The organism is Kitasatospora atroaurantiaca (assembly GCF_007828955.1).
Classification (GTDB): Bacteria; Actinomycetota; Actinomycetes; order Streptomycetales; family Streptomycetaceae; genus Kitasatospora; species Kitasatospora atroaurantiaca.
This window is the reverse complement of the sequence record NZ_VIVR01000001.1, coordinates 7,499,420-7,518,738: the sequence shown is the minus strand read 5'-3', so window position 1 is coordinate 7,518,738 and position 19,319 is coordinate 7,499,420. Positions and strand designations below refer to the sequence as shown.

The window sequence follows — 19,319 nt, the reverse complement described above, 5'->3', positions numbered from 1 at the left end:
GATCTCAGCAGCGACGGCCCGCCCCGGCAAACCGGCGAAGGCGGATCATCGCCCTTCCAGGGGCCATCCGGGTAGGTCTTGCCGGCCCTGCGGCGTCGCGGGCGCCCCACCCGCCTGCCCGCCCCGCAGGATCTCGGCGGGGGTGGCGAGATCGCCCGAGGCCCCGGAAGGAGCACGGTGGAGACGTCCGGAACGGCGCCGACGATCGTGGTGGTCATGGGTGTCGCCGCATCCGGCAAGAGCACCGTGGGGCGTCTGCTCGCCCGCCGACGAGGCGTGCCCTTCGTGGAGGGCGACGACTTCCACTCGCCGGAGAACATCGCCAAGATGGCTGCGGGCCGAGCGCTCGACGACGAGGACCGCGAGCCATGGCTCCGCTCGGTGTCCGGCTGGATCCGGGAGACCACCCACGCCCGACAGGGAGCCGTCCTCTCCTGCTCGGCCCTCAAGCACGAGTACCGGGTCCTCCTTCGTGCGGCCGGCCCGGGCGTCTGGTTCCTTCACCTGGCCCTGGACCGGAAGATCGCCCGCGCCCGGATCTCACAGCGGGCCGGACATTTCATGCCACCGGGGCTCCTGGACTCCCAGTACGACGCCCTGGAACCACTGCGCACGGACGAGCCAGGACTGACCGTCGACGCGACCGCCGACACCGAGGGCAACCTCGACCTGATCCAGGACGCCGTCGCGCGATTCGAGGCCAAGGAGCAGGCATGACCGGGCGCCGTCCGCCCCTCGACCGAGATGCGCTCGGGTCCGCCCACTGCTGGAATGACGAGTGGAACGACGAAGGCGGCGGTGACCGGCCGGATCCCCGGTCGTGGGCCGGCCGGCCGACCGGACGAGGAGCTGACGTGAGCAACGAGCCTTATGAACCTGGACCGATCGACTACCTGGTGGTCGAGTTCCCGGGAAGCCGGATGACCGGCGAAGGACTGCCCCTCCTGGTCGACCTCGTCGATCGGGGCATCATCCGGATCCTGGACCTGATCTTCGTCAAGAAGGAAGAGAACGGAACGGTCGAAGGAGTACAGCTCGTCGACCTGACCGGCGACAGCGACTACGACCTCACCGTCTTCGAGGGCGTCTCCTCGGGCCTGCTCGGCCAGGACGAGATCGACGACGTGAGCGCCATTCTCGAGCCGGGCAGCTCCGCGGGCATTCTGGTCTACGAGAACGTGTGGGCCGGACCGTTCGCGGCAGCGCTGCGCCGCGGCGGCGGCCGGCTCGTCGCCAACGGGCGCATCCCGGTCCAGGAGATCCTGGCCTCGCTCGACGCTGCCGAGTCCAAGGCCTGACCCTTTCCCGGCCATTCCCGCCCGGCCCTTCGAAATCGGCCGGCCAGCAGAGGAGAAACATCATGCCAGGCCTTCTTCGCGGTGTCGCTCGTACCGCCGTGGTCGCCGGGACCGCCACCGCGGTCTCCAATCGCGTCTCCCGACGGCAGGCCGGCCGCTGGGCCCAGCAGGACGCCGCCGCTCAGCCCGTCTACGCCGAACCGGCTCCGGCTGCACCAGCTCCGGCCGCACCTGCTCCGGCCGCACCGGCGGACGACATGAGCAGCAAGATCGCCCAGCTCAAGGAGCTCGGCGAGCTCAAGAGCCAGGGCCTGCTCACCGAGAGCGAGTTCGAGGCGCAGAAGGCCAGGATCCTCGGCTCCTGACCACATCGGGCTCTCCGGATACACCGCCTGACGTACAGTCAGTCCGTCCACGCTCCGTGGGACTGAGCTCAGCGGTCGAACAGGAGAAGCCCCCGTGGCCACGGAATCCCACCTCGCCTCCGCCCCTCCGTCCGCTCCGGGCGCCGGTCGACCGGTCCCCGAGCTGGATGCCGCCGTCGTGGAACGGTGGCGCTCGGGCGGGGGCGAACTGATCGACCTGCTGGCCCAGGCGCGCGACCGGCTCGGCGGCATCGCCGCCTTCCGCCTCGGGCCGCGCCCCACGGTCCTGGTGACGGAACCGCGAGCCGTCCAGCACGTCCTCGCCCAGCACCCGGATCGATACGTCAAACGCTCCCACCGCGCCCGCCTGCTGGTCGGCGACGGAGTCCTCGCCGCCACCGGCGAGGCCTGGAAGAAGCAACGGCGCCTGCTCCAGTCCCAGTTCACCGGCACCGGGATGCGCCGGTACGGGCAGCGGATCATCGACGCCGCCCGCGTCACCGCCGACCGCTGGGCCGGGTACGCCCGCACGGGGCAGACCATCGACGTCGGCGAGGAGATGCGGCGCTTCGCCCTGGACACCATCTGGCGCTCCCTCACCGGACACCCCCTCGACGAGACCACCGAGCTCGAACTGTCCGCCGTCGGAACGGTGGTGGCCGCACTGCCGTCCCTGCCCGCAGACACCGTCGACGCCCCGGAGGCCGTCGCCGCTGACCTCGCCAGGATCGACACCGTCGCCCGGCACGCCATCGAAGCCGCCCGCCGGGGCGCGACCGGCCCCGACGGCCCGGGCCTGCTGCACGTCCTGCTCGACGCCGCCGCCGACCGCCCCGAGTACACCGACCGGCTCATCCGCGACGAACTCGTCACCCTCCTGGTCGCCGGCCACGAAACCACCGCCACCACCCTGACCTGGCTCTACCTGCTCCTCGACCGCCACCCCGAGGCCCGCGAGCAGGCCCTGAACGCCGGCGGCGAAGGATCACCGGAACGCAAGGAAGCCGTCCAGGCCCTCGTCAGCGAAACGCTACGGCTGTACCCGTCGGCCTGGCTGCTCCCCCGCCACGCCACCGAGGACGACACCCTGGCGGGCCGTCGCGTCGAAGCGGGTACCGACGTCCTGGTCTGCCCGTACCTCACCCACCGCGACCCCGCCCTGTGGCCGGACCCCGACCGCTTCGACCCCCGGCGCTTCACCACCCCCGGCGGCCGCCCCACCCACCTCGGCGCGTACTTCCCCTTCGGCATCGGCGCCCGCGCCTGCCTCGGCCTTCAGTTCGCCCTCCGCGAGGCGACCGTCCTGCTCGAGCACCTCCTGCCCGCCCACACGCTCACCTTCCACGCCATCCCCACCAAGGCCGCCTACAGCATCACCGTCCGCCCTGACGGCCCCACACCCGCCGTCCTCCGGGCAACGGGGTAGCCACACGGGGCTCATTCGGCCTGACCGAGTGCCTGGGTCACCAGTGCCCTGGCCTCGTCCTGGACCTGGGCAAGGTGGTCGGGGCCGTGGAAACTCTCGGCGTAGATCTTGTACACGTCCTCGGTGCCGGAGGGACGGGCCGCGAACCAGGCGTTCTCCGTGCAGACCTTCAGGCCGCCGATGGCCGCCCCGTTGCCCGGTGCCTCGGTGAGGATCGCCGTGATCGGCTCGCCGGCCAGCCGGTCCGCGGTGACCTGGTCGGCGGAGAGCTTCGCCAGCAGGGCCTTCCGGGTCCGGTCGGCCGGCGCGTCCACCCGGGCGTAGGCGGGAGCACCGAAGCGGTCGGTGAGCGCACGGTAGTACTCGCTCGGGGTGCTCCCGGTCACGGCGGTGATCTCCGAGGCGAGGAGCGCCAGCAGGATGCCGTCCTTGTCGGTGGTCCACACCGAGCCGTCGCGGCGCAGGAAGGAGGCCCCGGCGGACTCCTCGCCGCCGAAGGCGATCGAAGCGCCGACCAGGCCGTCGACGAACCACTTGAAGCCGACCGGCACCTCGACCAGCTCGCGCTTGAGGTCGGCCGCCACCCGGTCGATCATCGAGGAGGAGACCAGGGTCTTGCCGACGGCGGCGTCGGCCGGCCACTCGGAGCGGTGCCGGTAGAGATAGTCGACGGCCACCGCCAGATAGTGGTTGGGGTTCATCAGGCCGCCGTCGGGGGTGACGATGCCGTGGCGGTCGGCGTCCGCGTCGTTCCCGGTGGCGATGGCGTACTCGTCCCGACGGCCGATCAGCGAGGCCATGGCGTACGGGGAGGAGCAGTCCATGCGGATCTTGCCGTCCCAGTCCAGCGTCATGAAGCGCCAGGTGGGATCGGTGAGCGGATTGACCACCGTCAGGTCCAGCCGGTGGGTCTCGGCGATCCGGCCCCAGTACGCGACCGACGCGCCGCCCAGCGGGTCCGCCCCGATCCGCAGGCCGGCCGCGCGCACGGCGTCCAGGTCGAGGACGGAGGGCAGGTCCTCGGTGTAGCGGCCGAGATAGTCGTACCGGCCTGTGGTCGCGGCCACCAGCGCCCGGGCGTACGGCACCCGGTGCACACCGGTGAGGCCGGCCCGGATGAGGGCGTTGGCGCGGTTCTGGATCCACCCGGTGGCCTCGGATCCGGCCGGGCCGCCGTTCGGCGGGTTGTACTTGAAGCCGCCGTCTGCGGGCGGGTTGTGGGAAGGGGTCACCACGATGCCGTCGGCCCGGTCGAGCGGGCTGCTGCTGCGGTTGTGGGCCAGGATCGCGTGCGAGACGGCGGGTGTGGGGGTGTAGCCGTCGGCGCTGTCGAGCAGCACGGTGACGCCGTTGGCGGCGAGCACCTCGAGCGCGGTCGTCCTCGCCGGCTCGGACAGGGCATGGGTGTCCGCGCCCAGAAACAGCGGGCCGGTGATGCCCTGGGCGGCACGGTACTCACAGATCGCCTGGGTGGTCGCGGCGATGTGATCGTCGTTGAACGCCGTGTCCAGGGACGAGCCGCGGTGGCCCGAGGTGCCGAAGGCGACCTGCTGGTCAGGCACCTCCGGGTCGGGGTGGAGGGAGTAATAGGCGGTCACCAGCCTGGCCACGTCGACCAGATCGTCGGGAGCAGCCTGCTGTCCGGCCCGCGCGTGCACCATCACGTCTCCTCAGCTCATCGCAGTACGTCCGGCCCGGCGGTGATCGCCGACTGGCCGCCGGGGGTCTCGGCAGTGCCTGGCTACGGCACACTCCCCCATCCCCGGCGGATCAATCGTCACCTTTCTGCCAGGCGTACGCCCGATTGACGCGCGGGTGGCAGCGCACCCGCCGAAGGCATGGCCGCTTCCGGCGAACCGTCGGCCGGTGAGACGGAGGACCCAACAACTAATTCCGCCCGAACAGTTGACCTCATTGATGCGGTCATGGCAGTTTCGTGCGGCCTGGGCGTTCGCAACCGGTCGTACGCCCGGCAATCCCCCACAAGGAGAGTCATGTTCAAGAGACTTGCCGCCGGACTCGGCACGGCCGCGATCGTCGCCGGCGTGTTAACCGCCGCCACGCCCGCACAGGCCGTCCAGGCAGGCGATCTGACGGCCACCATCGCACTGAGCAACTGCTCCGCATCGCTCGTGCGCTACCCCTCGTCGGTCGACACCGACCGGGCCCTGATGCTCACCAACGGGCACTGCCTGCCGACCATGCCGACCGCCGGCCAGGTGATCCAGAACGCCAGCAGCAGCCGAACCGGCACGCTGCTCAACGGGGCCGGCACCTCGCTGGGCACCGTCCAGGCGGACAAGGTGCTCTACGCGACCATGACGGGCACCGACGTCGCCCTCTACCAGCTGACCGACACCTACGCGTCCATCAGCACCAAGTACGGCACGACGGCGCTGACGATCAGCGACACGCACCCGGCCAACGGCTCCTCGATGTTCATACCGTCCTCGTACTGGAAGCAGGTGTGGAACTGCTCCGTCAACGGGTTCGTCGACACCCTGCGCGAGGACCAGTGGACCTGGCACGACTCGATCCGCTACAGCTCCGGCTGCAACACCACCCACGGCACCTCCGGTTCGCCGATCGTCGACGCCACCACCAAGAGGGTCGTCGGCATCAACAACACCGGTAACGACGATGGCGCGATGTGCACGCTCAACAACCCGTGCGAGGTCGCGGCCGACGGCACCACCACGGCCACCAAGGGCCAGAGTTACGGCGAAGAGACCTACTGGTTCACCACCTGCCTCGGCGCCGGCCGCGCCATCGACCTCAGCGTCAGCGGCTGCCTTCTGACGAAGCCGGCGGGCACCGCCGTCTCGGTGACCAACCCGGGCAACCAGTCCACCACGGTGAACTCCTCCGCCAACCTGCAGATCCAGGCGAGCGGCGGCACCGCCCCGCTGACCTTCACCGCCACCGGCCTGCCGACCGGCCTGTCGATCAGCTCCAGCGGCCTGATCACCGGCACCGCGACCGCCGCGGGCACGTACAACGTGACCGTGACCGCCAAGGACGCGGCCAACAAGACCGGCTCCACCGGCTTCACCTGGACGGTCAGCACCGGTGGCGGCACCTGCACCCCGGCCCAACTTCTCGGCAACGCCGGCTTCGAGACCGGCACCGCCGCCCCGTGGACGACGACCAGCGGCGTCGTCGACAACAGCAGCAGCCAGGCCGCGCACGGCGGCTCCTGGAAGGCCTGGCTGAACGGCTACGGCTCCACCCACACGGACAGCGCCTCGCAGTCGGTGACCATCCCGGCGGGCTGCAAGGCCACCCTCAGCTTCTGGCTCCACATCGACACCGCTGAGACCGGCTCCACCGTCTACGACAAGCTGACCGTCACGGCCAACGGCACCACGCTGGCCTCGTACTCCAACGTCAACGCGGCCACCGGCTACGCGCAGAAGACCTTCGACCTCTCCTCCTACGCGGGCCAGACGGTCACCCTGAAGTTCAACGGCACCGAGGACTCCTCGCTGCAGACGAGCTTCGTGATCGACGACACCTCGATCCAGACCAGCTGACCCCAACCAGCTGATCGCTTCCGGGCGGACGGCTTCGGCCCCTCTCCCGACTCCGGGCGAGGGGCCGAAGTCTTCTGCGGGCCAGGAGGATCAATGCGGCGCTGCACCAGGTTGGCCAGAACTGGTGCCTCGCACCATGGTTGACGCGGGTAGCCTCCCTGCACGGGCGCCGTCGGCGCGTCCGTTCGGCCCATCACCAGCATGTGACATCGGCGACGCTGAACGGAAGCGCAGCGAGTGAGGTGACCTCATGGACGAGGCGGCGCAGAATCAGGCGGCCGCCGCCGCGCCGGGCGTGGTTCGTAACGAGATCTCCGTCGGGACAGCGGTGTCGATGTCGGTCGTGCAGGCCGGACTTGTCATGGGAGGGATTCACTACCATTTCGAATTCCCCAGCAACCTCTCGACTCCGCCACAGCTGCCACCGCCACCCGAATCCTTCGCCCTGCCGGACGGACTCCTCACCGAGGCGCAGGCCGAAGAAGCCTACGAGGCCGCCTGCCGACTGGAGATGGAGTGGAGCGACGGCGACGGGACCGAGAACCTGCCCAGGATCGAACAACTCCACCGTCTGGCCGCAGGTGCCGGGAACGCCGACGCGATGGCCCGGTTGGGCCTCATAGCCGAAGGCCGCATGCGCGCCAGACTGCGAGGGGAGATGCCGGAGGAGCCGTCTGCCGCAGAGCTCGAAACGGCCATGCACTGGTACATGAGGTCCGCGCAGCTCGGCAGCACTTTTGGCGCGCTCTTCCTGGGAACTCTCTTCGAGGAGCGGCTCGGCAACCCGACCGAAGCGCTGAAATGGTACAAGAAGGCGGCCGACGCCGGTCACCAGACAGCTCGTTCGCGGTATGACGGCCTACAGAAGAGACTTTCCCTCGGGCTCGGCGCGCTGGCCGGCAGGAAGCAGTTCGACGACGGGAAGCATCGAGCCACGGCTCGACGAGAGCCGATGGGAGAGAAGCCTGTGAACGCCCAGTCAGCCTTCGAGCACTGGATCGAGCAGGAATGGCAAGGCAACGAGGCCAGTGCTTTCGCGGCCTGCCTGTTCGAACTCGCCGATGCGTGTGGTGGCCCCCATGGCGAATGGGGAACGCTGACCGAGAACGAGCAGGCGGTCATCCTCGGGCACTTCAGCACACTGCAACCCACACGGGTCGCCCTTCCGGCCGTCGCCTTCGAGTACCAGGAAAGCATCGGCGACGGGAATCTGCGAGCATTCGCAGCGCGGTTGAGCGCCGATCCGCGTACGGCCGCGTCCGCCCAGGAACTGGCTCCGGTGTGGTGCCAGAAGATGCGGGAGAACAGGGTCGGTTCGCAGGAGCTCACCTACACCATCGAACTGGACTTCCAGGACTACGACTGGATGAAGTCCTTGCTCGACAGCCTCGCCGAGCAGATGCAGGAGAACCCGCCCGCGGGGAGCCGGCTTCCCGAGTACCTGCTCGACCTCAAGATGATCTCACGTGAACTGGCCAAGGGGCGCAACCGCGCCGTTCCGGCGGTGAGCGGGGACAACCGGTGGGAGTTCTTCGTCATTCTCACCCCGGAGTACATGGAGGTACTGAAGGCACATTCCGCCCAGTACTCCGAGGATCGAGGCGCTCCGGCGGATTTCCAGGCCTTCTGGAAGCGCGTCGACGACGCCCTGAACTCGGCTCCTTCCACGCCGTTCCCCTAGCCTCGCGTTTCTGCTTCACCTGATCATCTGTCGGACAGTCAGCTCTGTGAAAGCGAGGCCGGCCAGGTCGTCACGGGTTCGAGCCGCAGCCGCCGGGTCGGCCAGGGTGGTGGCTCCGTCCGGCCGAACCAGACCCGGACGTCCTCCCCGGTGCGGACGGGCAGGAGGGGGTAGTCGTTCTCGGCGTGCTCGGTGCGGTGCAGCGCCTGGCCCGGGCCCAGGTGCCGGGCGGCGTACGCGTCGAAGGCGGCCGCGTCGGACGGATGGCAGACGGTCGCGACCACCTCACGGGTGCCCGGCTCCGGTGTGAAGCCCGGGCCGCGCAGCAGCAGGACGTCGTCGCTGTCGATCACCGTGGCGTTGGCCGCGTCGCGGTGCTCCCGCCAGACCGGGCCGGTGTAGAAGGCCTCCAGCGAGCGCCGACGGCGCGTCATGTCGGGGAACGCGCGCAGCCAGACGAAGCGGTCCGGGTCGGCCAGGTCGCGGAATCGGCCGCCGACGGTGATGCCGACCGACTGCTGGCCGATCACGAACTCGCGCTCGAACAGCTCGATCAGCGTCTCCCGGGCTCCGGGGTGCAGGGTGTACTGCCGGAGTTCGACGATGCTCATGCGCCGGCGCGCCCGGTGCGGGTGAGGTCCATGGTCCAGTTGAGCTCCCAGGTGCGGCCGTTGTCGGCGGAGAACTCCTGCTCCCAGCGGGCGGTGTCCGGGCCGAGGCGGTGCCAGGTGAAGTGCACCCGGATCGCGCGGCCGTCGTAGGTGTCCTCACCGTGGAAGTCACCGCGGTCGCCGGTGAAGCCGCCAACCACCGGCGGATCCAGTCGGCCCGTCCGGCTGTCGGACCAATGGATCGACCAGCGCCCCGTCTCGCGGTCGAACAGCCGCAGGGTCACGCCCTGGCGGCCGAGCGTGGGGAAGGTGATCTCGTCGATGTTTCCGGCACCCCCGAACAGCGGCCGGACCACCGCGTGACCGGGGAACTCCACCCAGGTCGCGGGGCCTGAGCCGAGCGGTGCGGTGAGACGGCGGTTGGCCACGTCCCAGGAGCCGTGCAGGAAGTCGAAGTCGTCCATGCGCCGCAGGCTATGGGCACTCTCCTGACATCCACTGTCAGTGGATACTGAGCGGCATGCGCGCGAGCCGACTGGTCACCCTGCTTCTGCTGCTCCAGAACCGGGGCCGGATGACGGCCCAGCAGCTGGCCGAGGAACTGGAGGTCTCCGTCCGTACGGTCTACCGGGACGTCGAGGCGCTCGGCGCCGCCGGTATCCCGCTGTACGGCGCCGCTGGACACGCGGGCGGCTACCGGCTGGTCGACGGCTACCGGACCCGGCTCACCGGACTGACCGCGGACGAGGCTCAGGCCCACGGAGAGTTCCTGCGGCTGGGCACCGACATCGAGGTGATGGCACCGGCCGAACTCCGCAACCGCATCGCCGGGACCGTACGGACCCTGGCCACCCGCTACGAGGGTTGACCCCCTGGGCACAGGGTTCTCCCGACCGGGGCACCGGCCGGCCGCACCCTCGCAACCCACCCGAGACCCGCACACCCGTGTAGGACCCGATGCGCTTCCTCACCGACGGCTCACGCGTCGTCGGGCTGGTCGGTCCGGGTGGGCAAGATGCGCCCGAGCTGCCCGAGACCGTGAGCCGGATCGGCACCAGGGGCTTCGGCGAGGAGCTCCGTGGGGTCTCCGCCGGAGGCGTCCCGGCGTGTGCGGGACTCGCTGCGCTGCTGGGCCATTGCTCCGGCGCGTATCTGGCCTCCGGCTCCTTGACCCCGGGGGGTGCTGCCGCCGGCTCCCTGACCCAACTGGACCGGACCGAGCATTCCGGGGGTCTGCATGACCGGCTGGCGGGCACCACCGCTCTGTTCCGCTCCCACACGACCGCCGTCGGCCTCGAGGTTCTTCCGGGAGACCGCTCGACCGTTCTCCTGAGTCGTGGAGACGCGGCCGAGTCCGCCGGGCAGGCCGAGTTGCTGCCGGGGCACGGCGGCTGAAAGATCGGATCCTCCCTCACCCAGGGCCTGTGCGGGCACGCCCGCCTGCGGGCCACGCATGCCGCCGAGGACGTTGAGCCCACCGTGGAGGCCACCGTGGCCGTCCGCTCCGCCTGCCCCGCCTGCGCCGATCTGGCCGAGCTTGGGACGCAAGCCTTCGAACGCCGCGAGGCCGGCATCGTGGCTGCCGCCGGAGGCCGGGCCACCCGCTCCGCCGGCCAGCCGGAGCCCGCCGGGACCGGTCGGGGTCTGCCAGGCCATACCGCCGTTCATCTCGCGGGTGTGGGTGTCCTCGTTCTCCGTCAGGTTGCGGGCCACCAGATCCATCCGGTTGGCGGTGTCCCGGAACGAGCCGAGCACCCGCTTGAGCACCTCCTCACCGACGCTCTTGGCGATCTGCTCGGCCGCGGCGACCGCCAGCTTGCCGAACATGTCGCCGGGATTCCCCACGTCCAGGCCGTCGACGATCCGCCGGAACGAGTTGCCCTGTGTGTCCATGTCGTCGGCATGGTGCCGCAGTTCGAGCGCACACGCGCCCAGCTGGGCCAGGTCCACGCCGAATCCCTGGCCGTTCGACCCCGCCACGGCGCTGCCGGTCACCTTCCTGACGGCGGTCTCCGCCAGGTCGCTCACCGGCTCGGCCAGTGCCTTGCCGAGCTTGGCCACCGCCTGCTCCAGGATCCGGGAGACGATCTCCTTGGCGATCCTGATGACGGCCGCGGTGCTCCAAGGACCGGTCGACGAGGCTGCCGCCAACTCTGCCTGAGTGGTGACCAGCTGGGCCAAGGTCTCGCCCTTGCACACCTCGATGACCAGCGCAGCCGCGTTGAGTGCTTTGGCGGTGGTCCCACAGGCCTCCACCACCATGCCGGAGTACTTCGAGATGCTTCCCCACAGCTCGGCGAGCTTGTCCGCGGAGGCACCGTGGTAGACCTCGCCCAGCCTGGTGAGAGCCTTGTCGGCGGCCATCTGGGTCGAGTCGATGGTCGAGGCCAGCTTCGTGAGCTGATCCGCGAGTTTGACCAGCTCGTCCTCGTTCGCCTGTGGCCACTTCAGTCCCAGCAGTTCAAGAACGAACTGAAGTTCCGACGGTAACTCCACTGCCATGCTGCTGCCCCCCAGCTGCTCCCTGATGTGCGACTGATCGCACACGGCGACGATACACATTGAACCCAGTTGTCACTACCGGGTGATGACGACGTGGTCCACTGGTGAATCATCACAGCTGCCACTGACATTCGGGAAGCGACATTGTTCAGGATGTCGAGGTCACCGAGGGAGGAGCCTCACGGTCTTGCCTTCGCGAGCCCGCGCTGCGGCTCTTCGTGGGACGAGGGGGCCGAGAGCCGGTCGCCGGCGGGCCCTTGATTACTCGGTCGGCGGGCTCGCGCCGGGCCAGGTCCCGGCGTTCGGTCCGGGGATCTCCTGCTCGGTCCAGATGGTCTTGCCCTGGTCGGTGTGGCGGCTTCCCCACCTGTTGGTGAGCTGGGCGACCAGGTAGAGGCCGCGGCCGCCCTCGTCGGTGAGACGGGCCCGGCGCATCCTGGGCTGGGTGCTGCTCGGGTCCGAGACCTCGCAGATCAGCCGCTCCACCCGGATCAATCGGACCCCGACCCGGCCGCCGCCGTAGCGGATGGCATTGGTGACCAGCTCACTCACCACCAGTTCGGTGGTGAAGACCAGGCTGTCGAGGCCCCACCGCTCCAGTTGCTCCGCCACCGCCTCGCGGATCCGGGACACCGCTGCCGGTTCGGGGTCGAGGTCCCAGGCAGCGGTGTCGTCCGTGGGTAGGACCCGGGTCCGGGCGAGCAGGAGGGTCACATCGTCCGGCAGGCGGTGGACCGGCAGGCTCTGGGTGATCTCCCGTCCGGCCTCGGCGAGCCGGCGGGTCGTCACCCGGGCGCGGTCGAGCCTGGTCCGCAGCGCGGCCATGCCCTCGTCCAGGTCGCCCTCGCCGCCGCCGATGAGACCGTCGGTGTACAGGACCAGCACGCTGCCGGCGGCCGGTTCGATCTCCGTAACCTCGAACGGGAAGCCGCCGACGCCCAGCGGCGGCCCGGGGCTGAGCTCTACGTACCCGACGGCGCCGTCCGGGTGGACCATCGCGGGCGGCGGATGACCGGCACTCGCCATCACACAGCGGCGCGAGACCGGGTCGTAGACGGCGTACAGGCAGGTCGCGCCGGCCGGGGCCGGTTCGCGGTGGACGCCGTCCCCGCCCTGGTCGGCCTCCACCACCAGCTGGGCGACCAGGTCGTCGAGGTGGACCAGCAGTTCGTCGGGCGCCAGGTCGAGGTCGGCAAGAGTGCGGACGGCCGTGCGCAGCCGTCCCATCGTCGCGGCCGCCTCCAGGCCGTGGCCCACGACGTCACCGACCACCAGGGCGATCCGGGCCGAGGACAGCGGGATCACGTCGAACCAGTCGCCGCCGACTCCGCCGTCACCGGTGCCGGTGGGGAGGTAGACGCTGGCCGTGACCGCGGCCGGTGTGTCGGTCGCGGCGGGTGGCAGCAGGCTGCGCTGGAGGCTGACGGCGGCGCGGTGCTCACGGGTGTAGCGGCGGGCGTTGTCGAGCGCGAGGGCCGCCCGGGAGGCGATCTCCTGGAGCAGCTGCAGATCGGCGCCCTCGTAGCCTTCCGAGCCCTGCTCGTGGTGGACGCGGATCCGGCCCAGCATGATCCCCCGGGCCCGCAGGGCCACCGTCATGGCGGGTCGGCCGGCGTCCTCCTCCAGCGTCGGCTCCGAGGACTCCGCCCGGTCCACAACGACGGGGACACCGGTCGGCAGGAGTCCGGCGGCGGCGCCCGCCACGGCCGTGCGGCGCAGGGTGAGCGGTCCGGCTCGGGCGTGCTCGGGTTCGTCGCCGTTGAGGACGGCCTCCGCGACCTCGACGACGACGGCGTCCGCCAGGCCCGGGACGAGGACCGCCGCGAGGTCCGCGCAGGTGCCGGTGACGGACAGCGAGCCGCCGACCGCCGCGGTCGCACCGTGCAACAGCTCGAGCCGCCGACGGGACCGGCCGAGCTCGGTGATGTCGGTGAACAGGGCGGTCACCCCCACCGGCTTGTCGCCGTCCGCCTGGAGGCGGAACGCGGATATCCCCATCACGCGCCCACCCTTCGGGTCGACGACGGTCCGCACCAGTGCCTCGGGCAGCGCCAGCGGCCGGCCGGTCTGCAGTACCTCCCGCAGCAGGCTCTCGATCGCCTCGGCGTCCTCGGCCCGCAGGAAGTCCGCGAGACGCCGGCCCCTCAGATCGCCTGGAACACCTGTGTACGGGAGCAGGTGGGTGTTGGTCCGCGTGAGCCGCAGCTCCTCGTCGAACACCGCCAGACCGATCCGGTCCTGCAGGAAGAGCTCCCGGGTGAAGGCGTCGTCCTCGCGCCAGCGGGCCACCTCCGCGGCCGGCGCGCCGATCACCAGGTAACGCCCGGGGCCGTCCTCGATCAGGGGCAGCACCCGGAAAGCGACGTCCGTCGCGTGGCCGCGCCCGTCCAACAGCGCCGCCGTGCCGGCCCGGCCGGCCGCGAGGGCGGCCCAGTGGCTCGGGTCGGCCAGCAGTTCGCTCATCCGTCGGCCGCACACTTCACCGGCCGGCCGGCCGAGCAGCTCCTCCGCCGCCTCGGTCCAGCTCACGACGACGCCCTCGGTGTCCACGACGGCCGCTGCCATGCTCCCGATGAACGGGTGGCGGTAGTTGTCCATGGTGTGCGCACCTCACGCGGTCGGCGGGCGAGCCGGTCCACTCTCCTCATCCTGCATCGGATGCCGGTACGGCGCGTTCCCGTCGGCCGCCGGCGGGGCGGTCAGATCCGGGGTCGGAAGGCGAGCAGCGCGATGTCGTCCCGGCGGTCCCCCACCCTGCGCAGCTCGTCGCAGAGCTCCTCGACCGGCAGGTGGCGGGCGGCTGTCGCCGTGGCCGCCAGACGGTCGAGGCCTTCGGTCAGGCCTGCCTCGGGGGTCTCGACCAGGCCGTCGGTGTACAGCAGCAGGGTGTCTCCGGCGCCGAAGGTCCGCCGGTGGACGCTGCGGCCGGTGTCCGGGTCCACGCACAGCGGCAGGTCGGCCCGGCGGCCTGCCAGGTAACGGGCAGGGCCGTCGGCGGGGATCAGCAGCGGTGGCGGGTGCCCGGCGTTCGCCCAGACCGCGTGCCAGCCGTCGGCACGCAGGACGAGGTGGACGAGGACGATGGTGACGAACGGAGCGACGTCCAGACCCTCGGCGGCCCGGTCGAGCTGCGCGAGGATATCGGCCGGGGTGGCGGGCCGGTTGCTGTTGTAGGCGAGCGCGCGCAGCATGCTGCGCAGCTGGCCCATCGCGGTGGCCGCGGTGAGGTCGTGACCGGCAATGTCGCCGATGGCCAGCGCCAGGGTGCCGTCCGGCAGGAAGAAGGCGTCGTACCAGTCCCCGCCGATCTCGGCGGTGGTGCTGGCCGGCTGGTACCGGGCTGCGACGTCCGCGCCGGGCACCGAAGGAGCGGGGGTCAGCTGGGCCCGCTGCAGGATGAGCGCCATGCGCCGGGTGTGCTGGTGCTCCAGGGCGTCCCGTAACGCCTTCTGCGCCTGCTGGAGCACCTCGGTCAGCAGGGCGATGTCCGCGGCACTCGGGGGCGGGCTGTCGCCGCAGCCGGCCGCCGCGGCGAACGCGACAACCGCGGAGTCGACCACGATCGGTACCAGCACGAGGCTGGTGGCCTCGGCTGCGGCCAGCCAGCGCACCGAGACGTCCGGCAGGACGCCATCGGGGGGATGCCCGGCCGCGAAGGTCAGCAGCCTGGGCAGGCGGCTGTCGATGACCTCGCGGGCCACCGGCCCGACCCGGTAGCTCTGGCTGTGGAGCGCGGGCAGGGCGGGCAGCCCCGGGCGGGCGGCCGAGGCGACCCGGGTCGCGATGACGTCCTCCGCGGCCTGGCCGTCACCGTCCGGCAGGCGGAACACCGCGCAGGCGTCGGTGAGGTCGGGCACCACGGCCTCCGCCATCGCCGCGAAGACGCCCCGCAGGTGCTGGCCCGGTGCCGCCGACACCCGGGCGAGCAGCCGCTCGCGCAGCCGGGCACGCCACTCGTCCTCCATGTCGGCGGTCGCCCCGATCCACTCCGCGACCCGGCCCTCGCGCAGCACCGGCACGGCACGGGACCTGACGTGCCGGTACTCGCCGGAGGCGGTCAGCACCCGGAAGGTGGCCTCGAACATCGCCGGCGGACCGGCGACCGCGTCCGCCCAGGCCTGGACCAGCCTCGCGGTGTCCCGGGGGTGGATGAGCTCCAGCCACCCCTGGTCCATCACGGGCCGCCAAGGGGAGCCCGTGAAGTCCTCCCAGCCCTCCACGAGCTCGGTCATCGACCCGTCGGGGCGCAGCAGCCAGACCATCTGGGACACCGCCGAGACGAGCGCCTCGTAGCGTTCCAGCGCCTGCTGGCGCTGCTGGGACAGCTCCTCGGCGCGTTCGGCCGCCACGACCTCGGTGGTGGTGTCCACCGCGACGACCAGGACGCCGCGTCCGTGACGGGAGGCGACGGACGTGCAGCTGTAGACGAAGTAGCGGGGTCCCGGGGCGCCCGGGGCGGTTCCGGCACTGGCTCTCGGGGAGGTCACCTGGCGGGCCAGGCCGTCTTCGTAGACCTGGTCCAGCAGGGTGATGAACGGCGCTGCCTGCTCGTCGGCGAAGGCCTCTGCTGCCGGGGCGTCGATGGTCCGGGGGCCGAACAGCCGGCGGAAGGCGTCGTTGTAGTAGACCAGCCGGTGCTCGGGGCCGCGGAGCAGTGCGACCGACACGACGGCCGTGTCGAAGACCTCCGGTACCAACTTCGGTTCGACGGCGTCCACGGGCTGCGCGCTCCTCTCGGGCTCGGTGCGCGGGCCGCGCGGCCCCGGGGTGACCACTCTCGTCCGACGCTACGAGACGCACCGGCGAAGCGCATGCCGTCACGTGCACGTGCCGCGTGGTGCGACCGCGGAGGCCGCCCGGCCGGGGTGCCGGGCGGGGGTGGGTCCGGCGCGGGGAACTCAGGGCGTCAGTGACGCTCTGTATCGGCTGAGGGCGTACCGCCGCGGCGCGGTTCGATGTGGAAGTCGAAGGCGGCCGTCCCGGGATCGAGCGCGGTGATCCCGCCGTCGACCGTCAGGACCGCGCCGTTGACGAAGCTCGCGGCGGGCGAGAGCAGCCAGCTGATGACCTCGGCGACTTCGTGCGGCTCGCCGGGGCGGCGGGCGGGGGTGAGACGGGTTGCCTCCTCGTAGGCCGCCTCGGTGTCACCGCCCATCCCCTCCTCATCCGCGAACCGTGTCATCCGCCGGTCGGCCATCTGGGTACGCACCCAGCTCGGGCACACGACATTCGCCCGTAGCCCGCGGTGACCGTAGTCGACCGCAAGAGAGCGGCAGAGCTGAAGCAACCCGGCCTTGGAGGTCGCATACGCGGCATTGCCGAATCCGTTGCGCAGGGCTGACACGGAGGCGACTGCGACGACCGACCCTCGCGTTTCCAGCAGGTGGGGCAGCGCGGCCCGCTGGAGCAGGAAGGGGCCGGTGAGATTGATCCGCATGACGGCCTCCCAGTCCTCGATCGAGAGGTCGCCGACGGCGCCACCGCGCCCGATGCCGGCGTTGAGGACGAGACCGTCGAGCCGTCCGAACCTGGACACGGCCGTGTCCACGAGGTCCGCGACGTCGCCGGGATCAGCGGTGTCGGAGGGGTGGGCCACGGCACCGGTCTCCTCGGCGACTCGGTGCAGCGGCCCGGGTCGCCGCCCGGAGACGATCACCTGATGGCCTCCGGCCCGTAGCAGCCGGGCGGTTGCCTCACCGATACCCGTACCACCGCCGGTGACAATGACAACTCGCTGGTCGGCCATGGGTTTTCAGTCTCCGATGCAAGCACGTACGGACCACACGATCATATGCGGACGTGCTGCACGACGGCCTGAAAAGCCGTCAGGTGAGCGACCGCCTGCTCCAACGCTCAGGGTTTGCCCGAGGAGATCCAGATCTTGACGGTGCTGCCCGGTTCGACCGCTGCGAAGCTCTCGGGCTCCTGCTTGACGACCTTCCCTGCGTCCCAGGTCTCGCCCGGGACGGTGTGCTCCTCCAGCTTGAGATGGGCGATGTCCGCACAGGCGCGGGCGTCGGCGACCGTCATGTACACGAAGTGGGGTGCGTCGGGCTTGTCGCTGGTCGCGTCGGAATCGCAGTCGGAGAGAGTGCCCGTGGCCCGGGGGTCGCCTCCGGACGAGACCCATACCTTGACAGTGCTGCCCGCCGTGATCGTCTCCGGCCCGGGCTCCTGCTTCGCCACCTGTCCGGCGGGCGTGCGCTTGTCCTGCACGGTCCCGGCCTCAACGAGCTTCAGATGGGCGATGTCCGCACACACCCGCGCCTTGGCCGCCGTCATGCCCTTGAAGGTGGGATTGAAGATCTTGCCGTGGCTCTCCTCGACCTCACAGTTGGCAAGATCCCCGACGGCCCGGGGATCGCCGCCCTTCGACACCCAGATCTTCAGGGTGCTGCCGGACTTGGCCGACTGGTAGGCCGCCGGCTCCTGCGCCACCACGGTGTCCTTGTCCTGCTTTCTGCCGAGCGTGGAGTTCTCCTCCAGCTTCAGTCCGGCGATCTCGGCGCAACTCCTCGCCTCCGCGGGCGACATGCCCGTGAAACTGGGGACACTCCAGGAGGACGGGGAGCATCCGGACAGGGCCCCGGTGGCCCGCGGATCAGGGGTGCGGGATCCCGCGTCGTGCGAGCTCCCCGAGGTGATCTCCGGCAGGAGCACGAAGGCGCCCACGCAGAGGCCGGCGAACGCGAACCCCCAGACGAGAAGGCTGTAGACCAGCGCGACGCGCCCCGTCCGCCGCAACCGGGGATCGTTGACGCCCCATCGGGGGGACATCGTGATCCGGATGTCTGCGGTGGTGGGAGGTTCCTGCGGCGGCAGCTGCCGCGTACGGGCCTGGTCGGCCGTCACGGTAGGGGGTTCGTGCGGCGGCAGTTGCCGGGTGGAGGCCTGGCCCGCGGTGATCCGGCGTATGGCATCCGCCATGGCCTTGGCGTCCGGGTACCGCTCGGCGGGGTCCTTGCTCAGGGCGCGGGCCACGATCACGTCGACGGCCGGGGGCAGCGACGGGTTCACCGAGGACGGGATCGGCGGGGCCTCCTGGACGTGCTGGTAGAGCACGCTCATCGTGGACTCACCGGTGAACGGCAGGGTGCCGGTGGCCAGTTCGAAGAGCATGCAGCCGACCGAGTAGATGTCGGACCGGGCGTCGGCAGGCTTGCCCAGCGCCTGCTCCGGGGAGAGGTACAGCGGTGTGCCGAGCACCGTGCCGGTCCGGGTCATCGAGGTGGCCTCGGACTCCAGGGCGCGGGCGATGCCGAAGTCCATCACCTTGACGGTGCCGTCGTCCGTCACCATGACGTTGGCGGGCTTGATGTCCCGGTGGACCAGACCCTGCCGGTGGCTGCAGGCCAAGGCGTCCAGGACGGATGCCGTTATCTCCAGCGCACGATCCAGCCCGATCGTGCCGCCCTCGGAGGCGGCGTCCCGGACGAGTTCGGGCAGCGAGCGGCCCTGGACGTACTCCATGACGATGAACTGCACGACGCCGGCGTCACCCGAGTCCTCGCCACTGTCGTGGACCGCCACGATGTTGGGGTGACTGAGCGCGGCGACCGCCTGGGCCTCCCGGCGGAACCGCTCACGGAAGGACCGATCGCGCGCCAGCTCCGCGTGCAGCATCTTCACCGCGACGGTGCGGCCCAGCACCGAGTCGTGAGCCCGGTGAACGGACGCCATGCCACCCTCGCCGAGAGGCGCCTGAACGACATAGCGGCCCCCGACCATTCGCGGCAACGCACCTGCGTGCAGCTGCTCGGTCTCCCCCGTGTCCATTGCCAACGCCCTCTCCCCGGACCCGCCCCGTATTGCCCGCCGAACCTCTCCCCGGACACTCTGGTCGGCGTCAGGAGGAGGCTCCTGACGCCTGGTCATCGACGGGGCAGCACTCCCGAGCAGATCG

At 70.8% G+C, this 19,319-nt stretch carries 13 protein-coding genes and 3 pseudogenes; 8 read left to right on the top strand and 8 right to left on the bottom strand.

Going from position 1 to position 19,319, the window contains the following annotated elements; all coding sequences use genetic code 11:
• The first annotated feature begins 216 nt into the window (after positions 1–216).
• From FB465_RS33640 to FB465_RS33625, 4 genes are all read left to right on the top strand, one after another.
• Positions 217–717: a gluconokinase gene (locus tag FB465_RS33640; protein ID WP_145797755.1), complete on the top strand. Its 501-nt coding sequence runs from the start codon at positions 217–219 to the stop codon at positions 715–717.
• A gap of 137 nt (positions 718–854) precedes the next feature.
• Positions 855–1,298, top strand: coding sequence for a DUF6325 family protein (locus FB465_RS33635; RefSeq protein ID WP_211785917.1), 444 nt, complete (start codon positions 855–857; stop codon positions 1,296–1,298).
• Between the two features lie 62 nt (positions 1,299–1,360).
• Positions 1,361–1,663 (top strand): SHOCT domain-containing protein, encoded by a 303-nt coding sequence (locus FB465_RS33630; protein ID WP_145796667.1) that lies wholly within the window; start codon positions 1,361–1,363, stop codon positions 1,661–1,663.
• Positions 1,664–1,757: 94 nt separating this feature from the next.
• On the top strand, positions 1,758–3,089 hold the full coding sequence (locus FB465_RS33625; protein WP_145796665.1) for a cytochrome P450: 1,332 nt from the start codon (positions 1,758–1,760) through the stop codon (positions 3,087–3,089).
• An 11-nt stretch (positions 3,090–3,100) separates the two neighbouring features.
• On the opposite strand, the gene pgm is transcribed toward FB465_RS33625, so the two are convergent.
• The gene (gene pgm / locus FB465_RS33620) at positions 3,101–4,750 is read right to left on the bottom strand and encodes a phosphoglucomutase (alpha-D-glucose-1,6-bisphosphate-dependent) (RefSeq protein ID WP_145796663.1); all 1,650 of its coding nucleotides are present in this window, start codon (positions 4,748–4,750) and stop codon (positions 3,101–3,103) included.
• A 177-nt stretch (positions 4,751–4,927) separates the two neighbouring features.
• Here pgm and FB465_RS37775 point away from each other — a divergent pair.
• The 3 genes and pseudogenes from FB465_RS37775 to FB465_RS33610 form a co-directional block, all read left to right on the top strand.
• Positions 4,928–5,698 (top strand): annotated as a pseudogene (locus FB465_RS37775) (S1 family peptidase); the annotation flags it as partial.
• Between the two features lie 201 nt (positions 5,699–5,899).
• Positions 5,900–6,622: pseudogene (locus tag FB465_RS37295) on the top strand (Ig domain-containing protein); the annotation flags it as partial.
• A 250-nt stretch (positions 6,623–6,872) separates the two neighbouring features.
• Positions 6,873–8,303 (top strand): tetratricopeptide repeat protein, encoded by a 1,431-nt coding sequence (locus FB465_RS33610; RefSeq protein WP_145796659.1) that lies wholly within the window; start codon positions 6,873–6,875, stop codon positions 8,301–8,303.
• Between the two features lie 38 nt (positions 8,304–8,341).
• On the opposite strand, the gene FB465_RS33605 is transcribed toward FB465_RS33610, so the two are convergent.
• A complete protein-coding gene (locus tag FB465_RS33605) occupies positions 8,342–8,914 on the bottom strand; it encodes an NIPSNAP family protein (RefSeq protein ID WP_145796657.1) in 573 nt (190 codons plus the stop codon).
• Complete coding sequence (locus tag FB465_RS33600; protein ID WP_145796655.1) at positions 8,911–9,378, bottom strand: hypothetical protein; 468 nt, start codon at positions 9,376–9,378, stop codon at positions 8,911–8,913. Before FB465_RS33600 ends, FB465_RS33605 begins: the two co-directional genes overlap by 4 nt.
• Before the next feature lie 56 nt (positions 9,379–9,434).
• On the opposite strand from FB465_RS33600, the pseudogene FB465_RS33595 reads away from it, so the two are divergent.
• Positions 9,435–9,743: pseudogene (locus FB465_RS33595) on the top strand (helix-turn-helix transcriptional regulator); the annotation flags it as partial.
• A gap of 149 nt (positions 9,744–9,892) precedes the next feature.
• On the opposite strand, the gene FB465_RS33590 reads toward FB465_RS33595, so the two are convergent.
• From FB465_RS33590 to FB465_RS37290, 5 genes are all read right to left on the bottom strand, one after another.
• Positions 9,893–11,416 carry a WXG100-like domain-containing protein gene (locus tag FB465_RS33590; protein WP_145796653.1) on the bottom strand — a complete coding sequence of 508 codons (1,524 nt, stop codon included), beginning with the start codon at positions 11,414–11,416 and terminating at the stop codon, positions 9,893–9,895.
• Positions 11,417–11,677: 261 nt separating this feature from the next.
• Positions 11,678–14,014, bottom strand: coding sequence for a SpoIIE family protein phosphatase (locus FB465_RS33585; RefSeq protein ID WP_145796651.1), 2,337 nt, complete (start codon positions 14,012–14,014; stop codon positions 11,678–11,680).
• Between the two features lie 101 nt (positions 14,015–14,115).
• Complete coding sequence (locus FB465_RS33580; RefSeq protein ID WP_170290755.1) at positions 14,116–16,134, bottom strand: SpoIIE family protein phosphatase; 2,019 nt, start codon at positions 16,132–16,134, stop codon at positions 14,116–14,118.
• 188 nt (positions 16,135–16,322) lie between these two features.
• Entirely contained in the window at positions 16,323–17,162 is an 840-nt protein-coding gene (locus FB465_RS33575; protein ID WP_145796648.1) for an SDR family NAD(P)-dependent oxidoreductase, read from the bottom strand.
• A gap of 107 nt (positions 17,163–17,269) precedes the next feature.
• Positions 17,270–19,096 (bottom strand): protein kinase domain-containing protein, encoded by a 1,827-nt coding sequence (locus FB465_RS37290; protein WP_246193040.1) that lies wholly within the window; start codon positions 19,094–19,096, stop codon positions 17,270–17,272.
• Positions 19,097–19,319 lie beyond the last annotated feature (223 nt).

Excerpts from the sequence above, each read along its gene's own strand:
- FB465_RS33640 (WP_145797755.1), top strand. The coding sequence starts at position 217 with ATGGGTGTCGCCGCATCCGGCAAGAGCACCGTGGGGCGTCTGCTCGCC.
- FB465_RS33610 (WP_145796659.1), top strand. The coding sequence starts at position 6,873 with ATGGACGAGGCGGCGCAGAATCAGGCGGCCGCCGCCGCGCCGGGCGTG.
- pgm (WP_145796663.1), bottom strand. The coding sequence starts at position 4,750 with ATGGTGCACGCGCGGGCCGGACAGCAGGCTGCTCCCGACGATCTGGTC.
- FB465_RS33600 (WP_145796655.1), bottom strand. The coding sequence starts at position 9,378 with ATGGACGACTTCGACTTCCTGCACGGCTCCTGGGACGTGGCCAACCGC.
- FB465_RS33630 (WP_145796667.1), top strand. The coding sequence starts at position 1,361 with ATGCCAGGCCTTCTTCGCGGTGTCGCTCGTACCGCCGTGGTCGCCGGG.
- FB465_RS33585 (WP_145796651.1), bottom strand. The coding sequence starts at position 14,014 with ATGGACAACTACCGCCACCCGTTCATCGGGAGCATGGCAGCGGCCGTC.
- FB465_RS33605 (WP_145796657.1), bottom strand. The coding sequence starts at position 8,914 with ATGAGCATCGTCGAACTCCGGCAGTACACCCTGCACCCCGGAGCCCGG.
- FB465_RS33575 (WP_145796648.1), bottom strand. The coding sequence starts at position 17,162 with ATGGCCGACCAGCGAGTTGTCATTGTCACCGGCGGTGGTACGGGTATC.
- FB465_RS37290 (WP_246193040.1), bottom strand. The coding sequence starts at position 19,096 with ATGGCGTCCGTTCACCGGGCTCACGACTCGGTGCTGGGCCGCACCGTC.
- FB465_RS33590 (WP_145796653.1), bottom strand. The coding sequence starts at position 11,416 with ATGGCAGTGGAGTTACCGTCGGAACTTCAGTTCGTTCTTGAACTGCTG.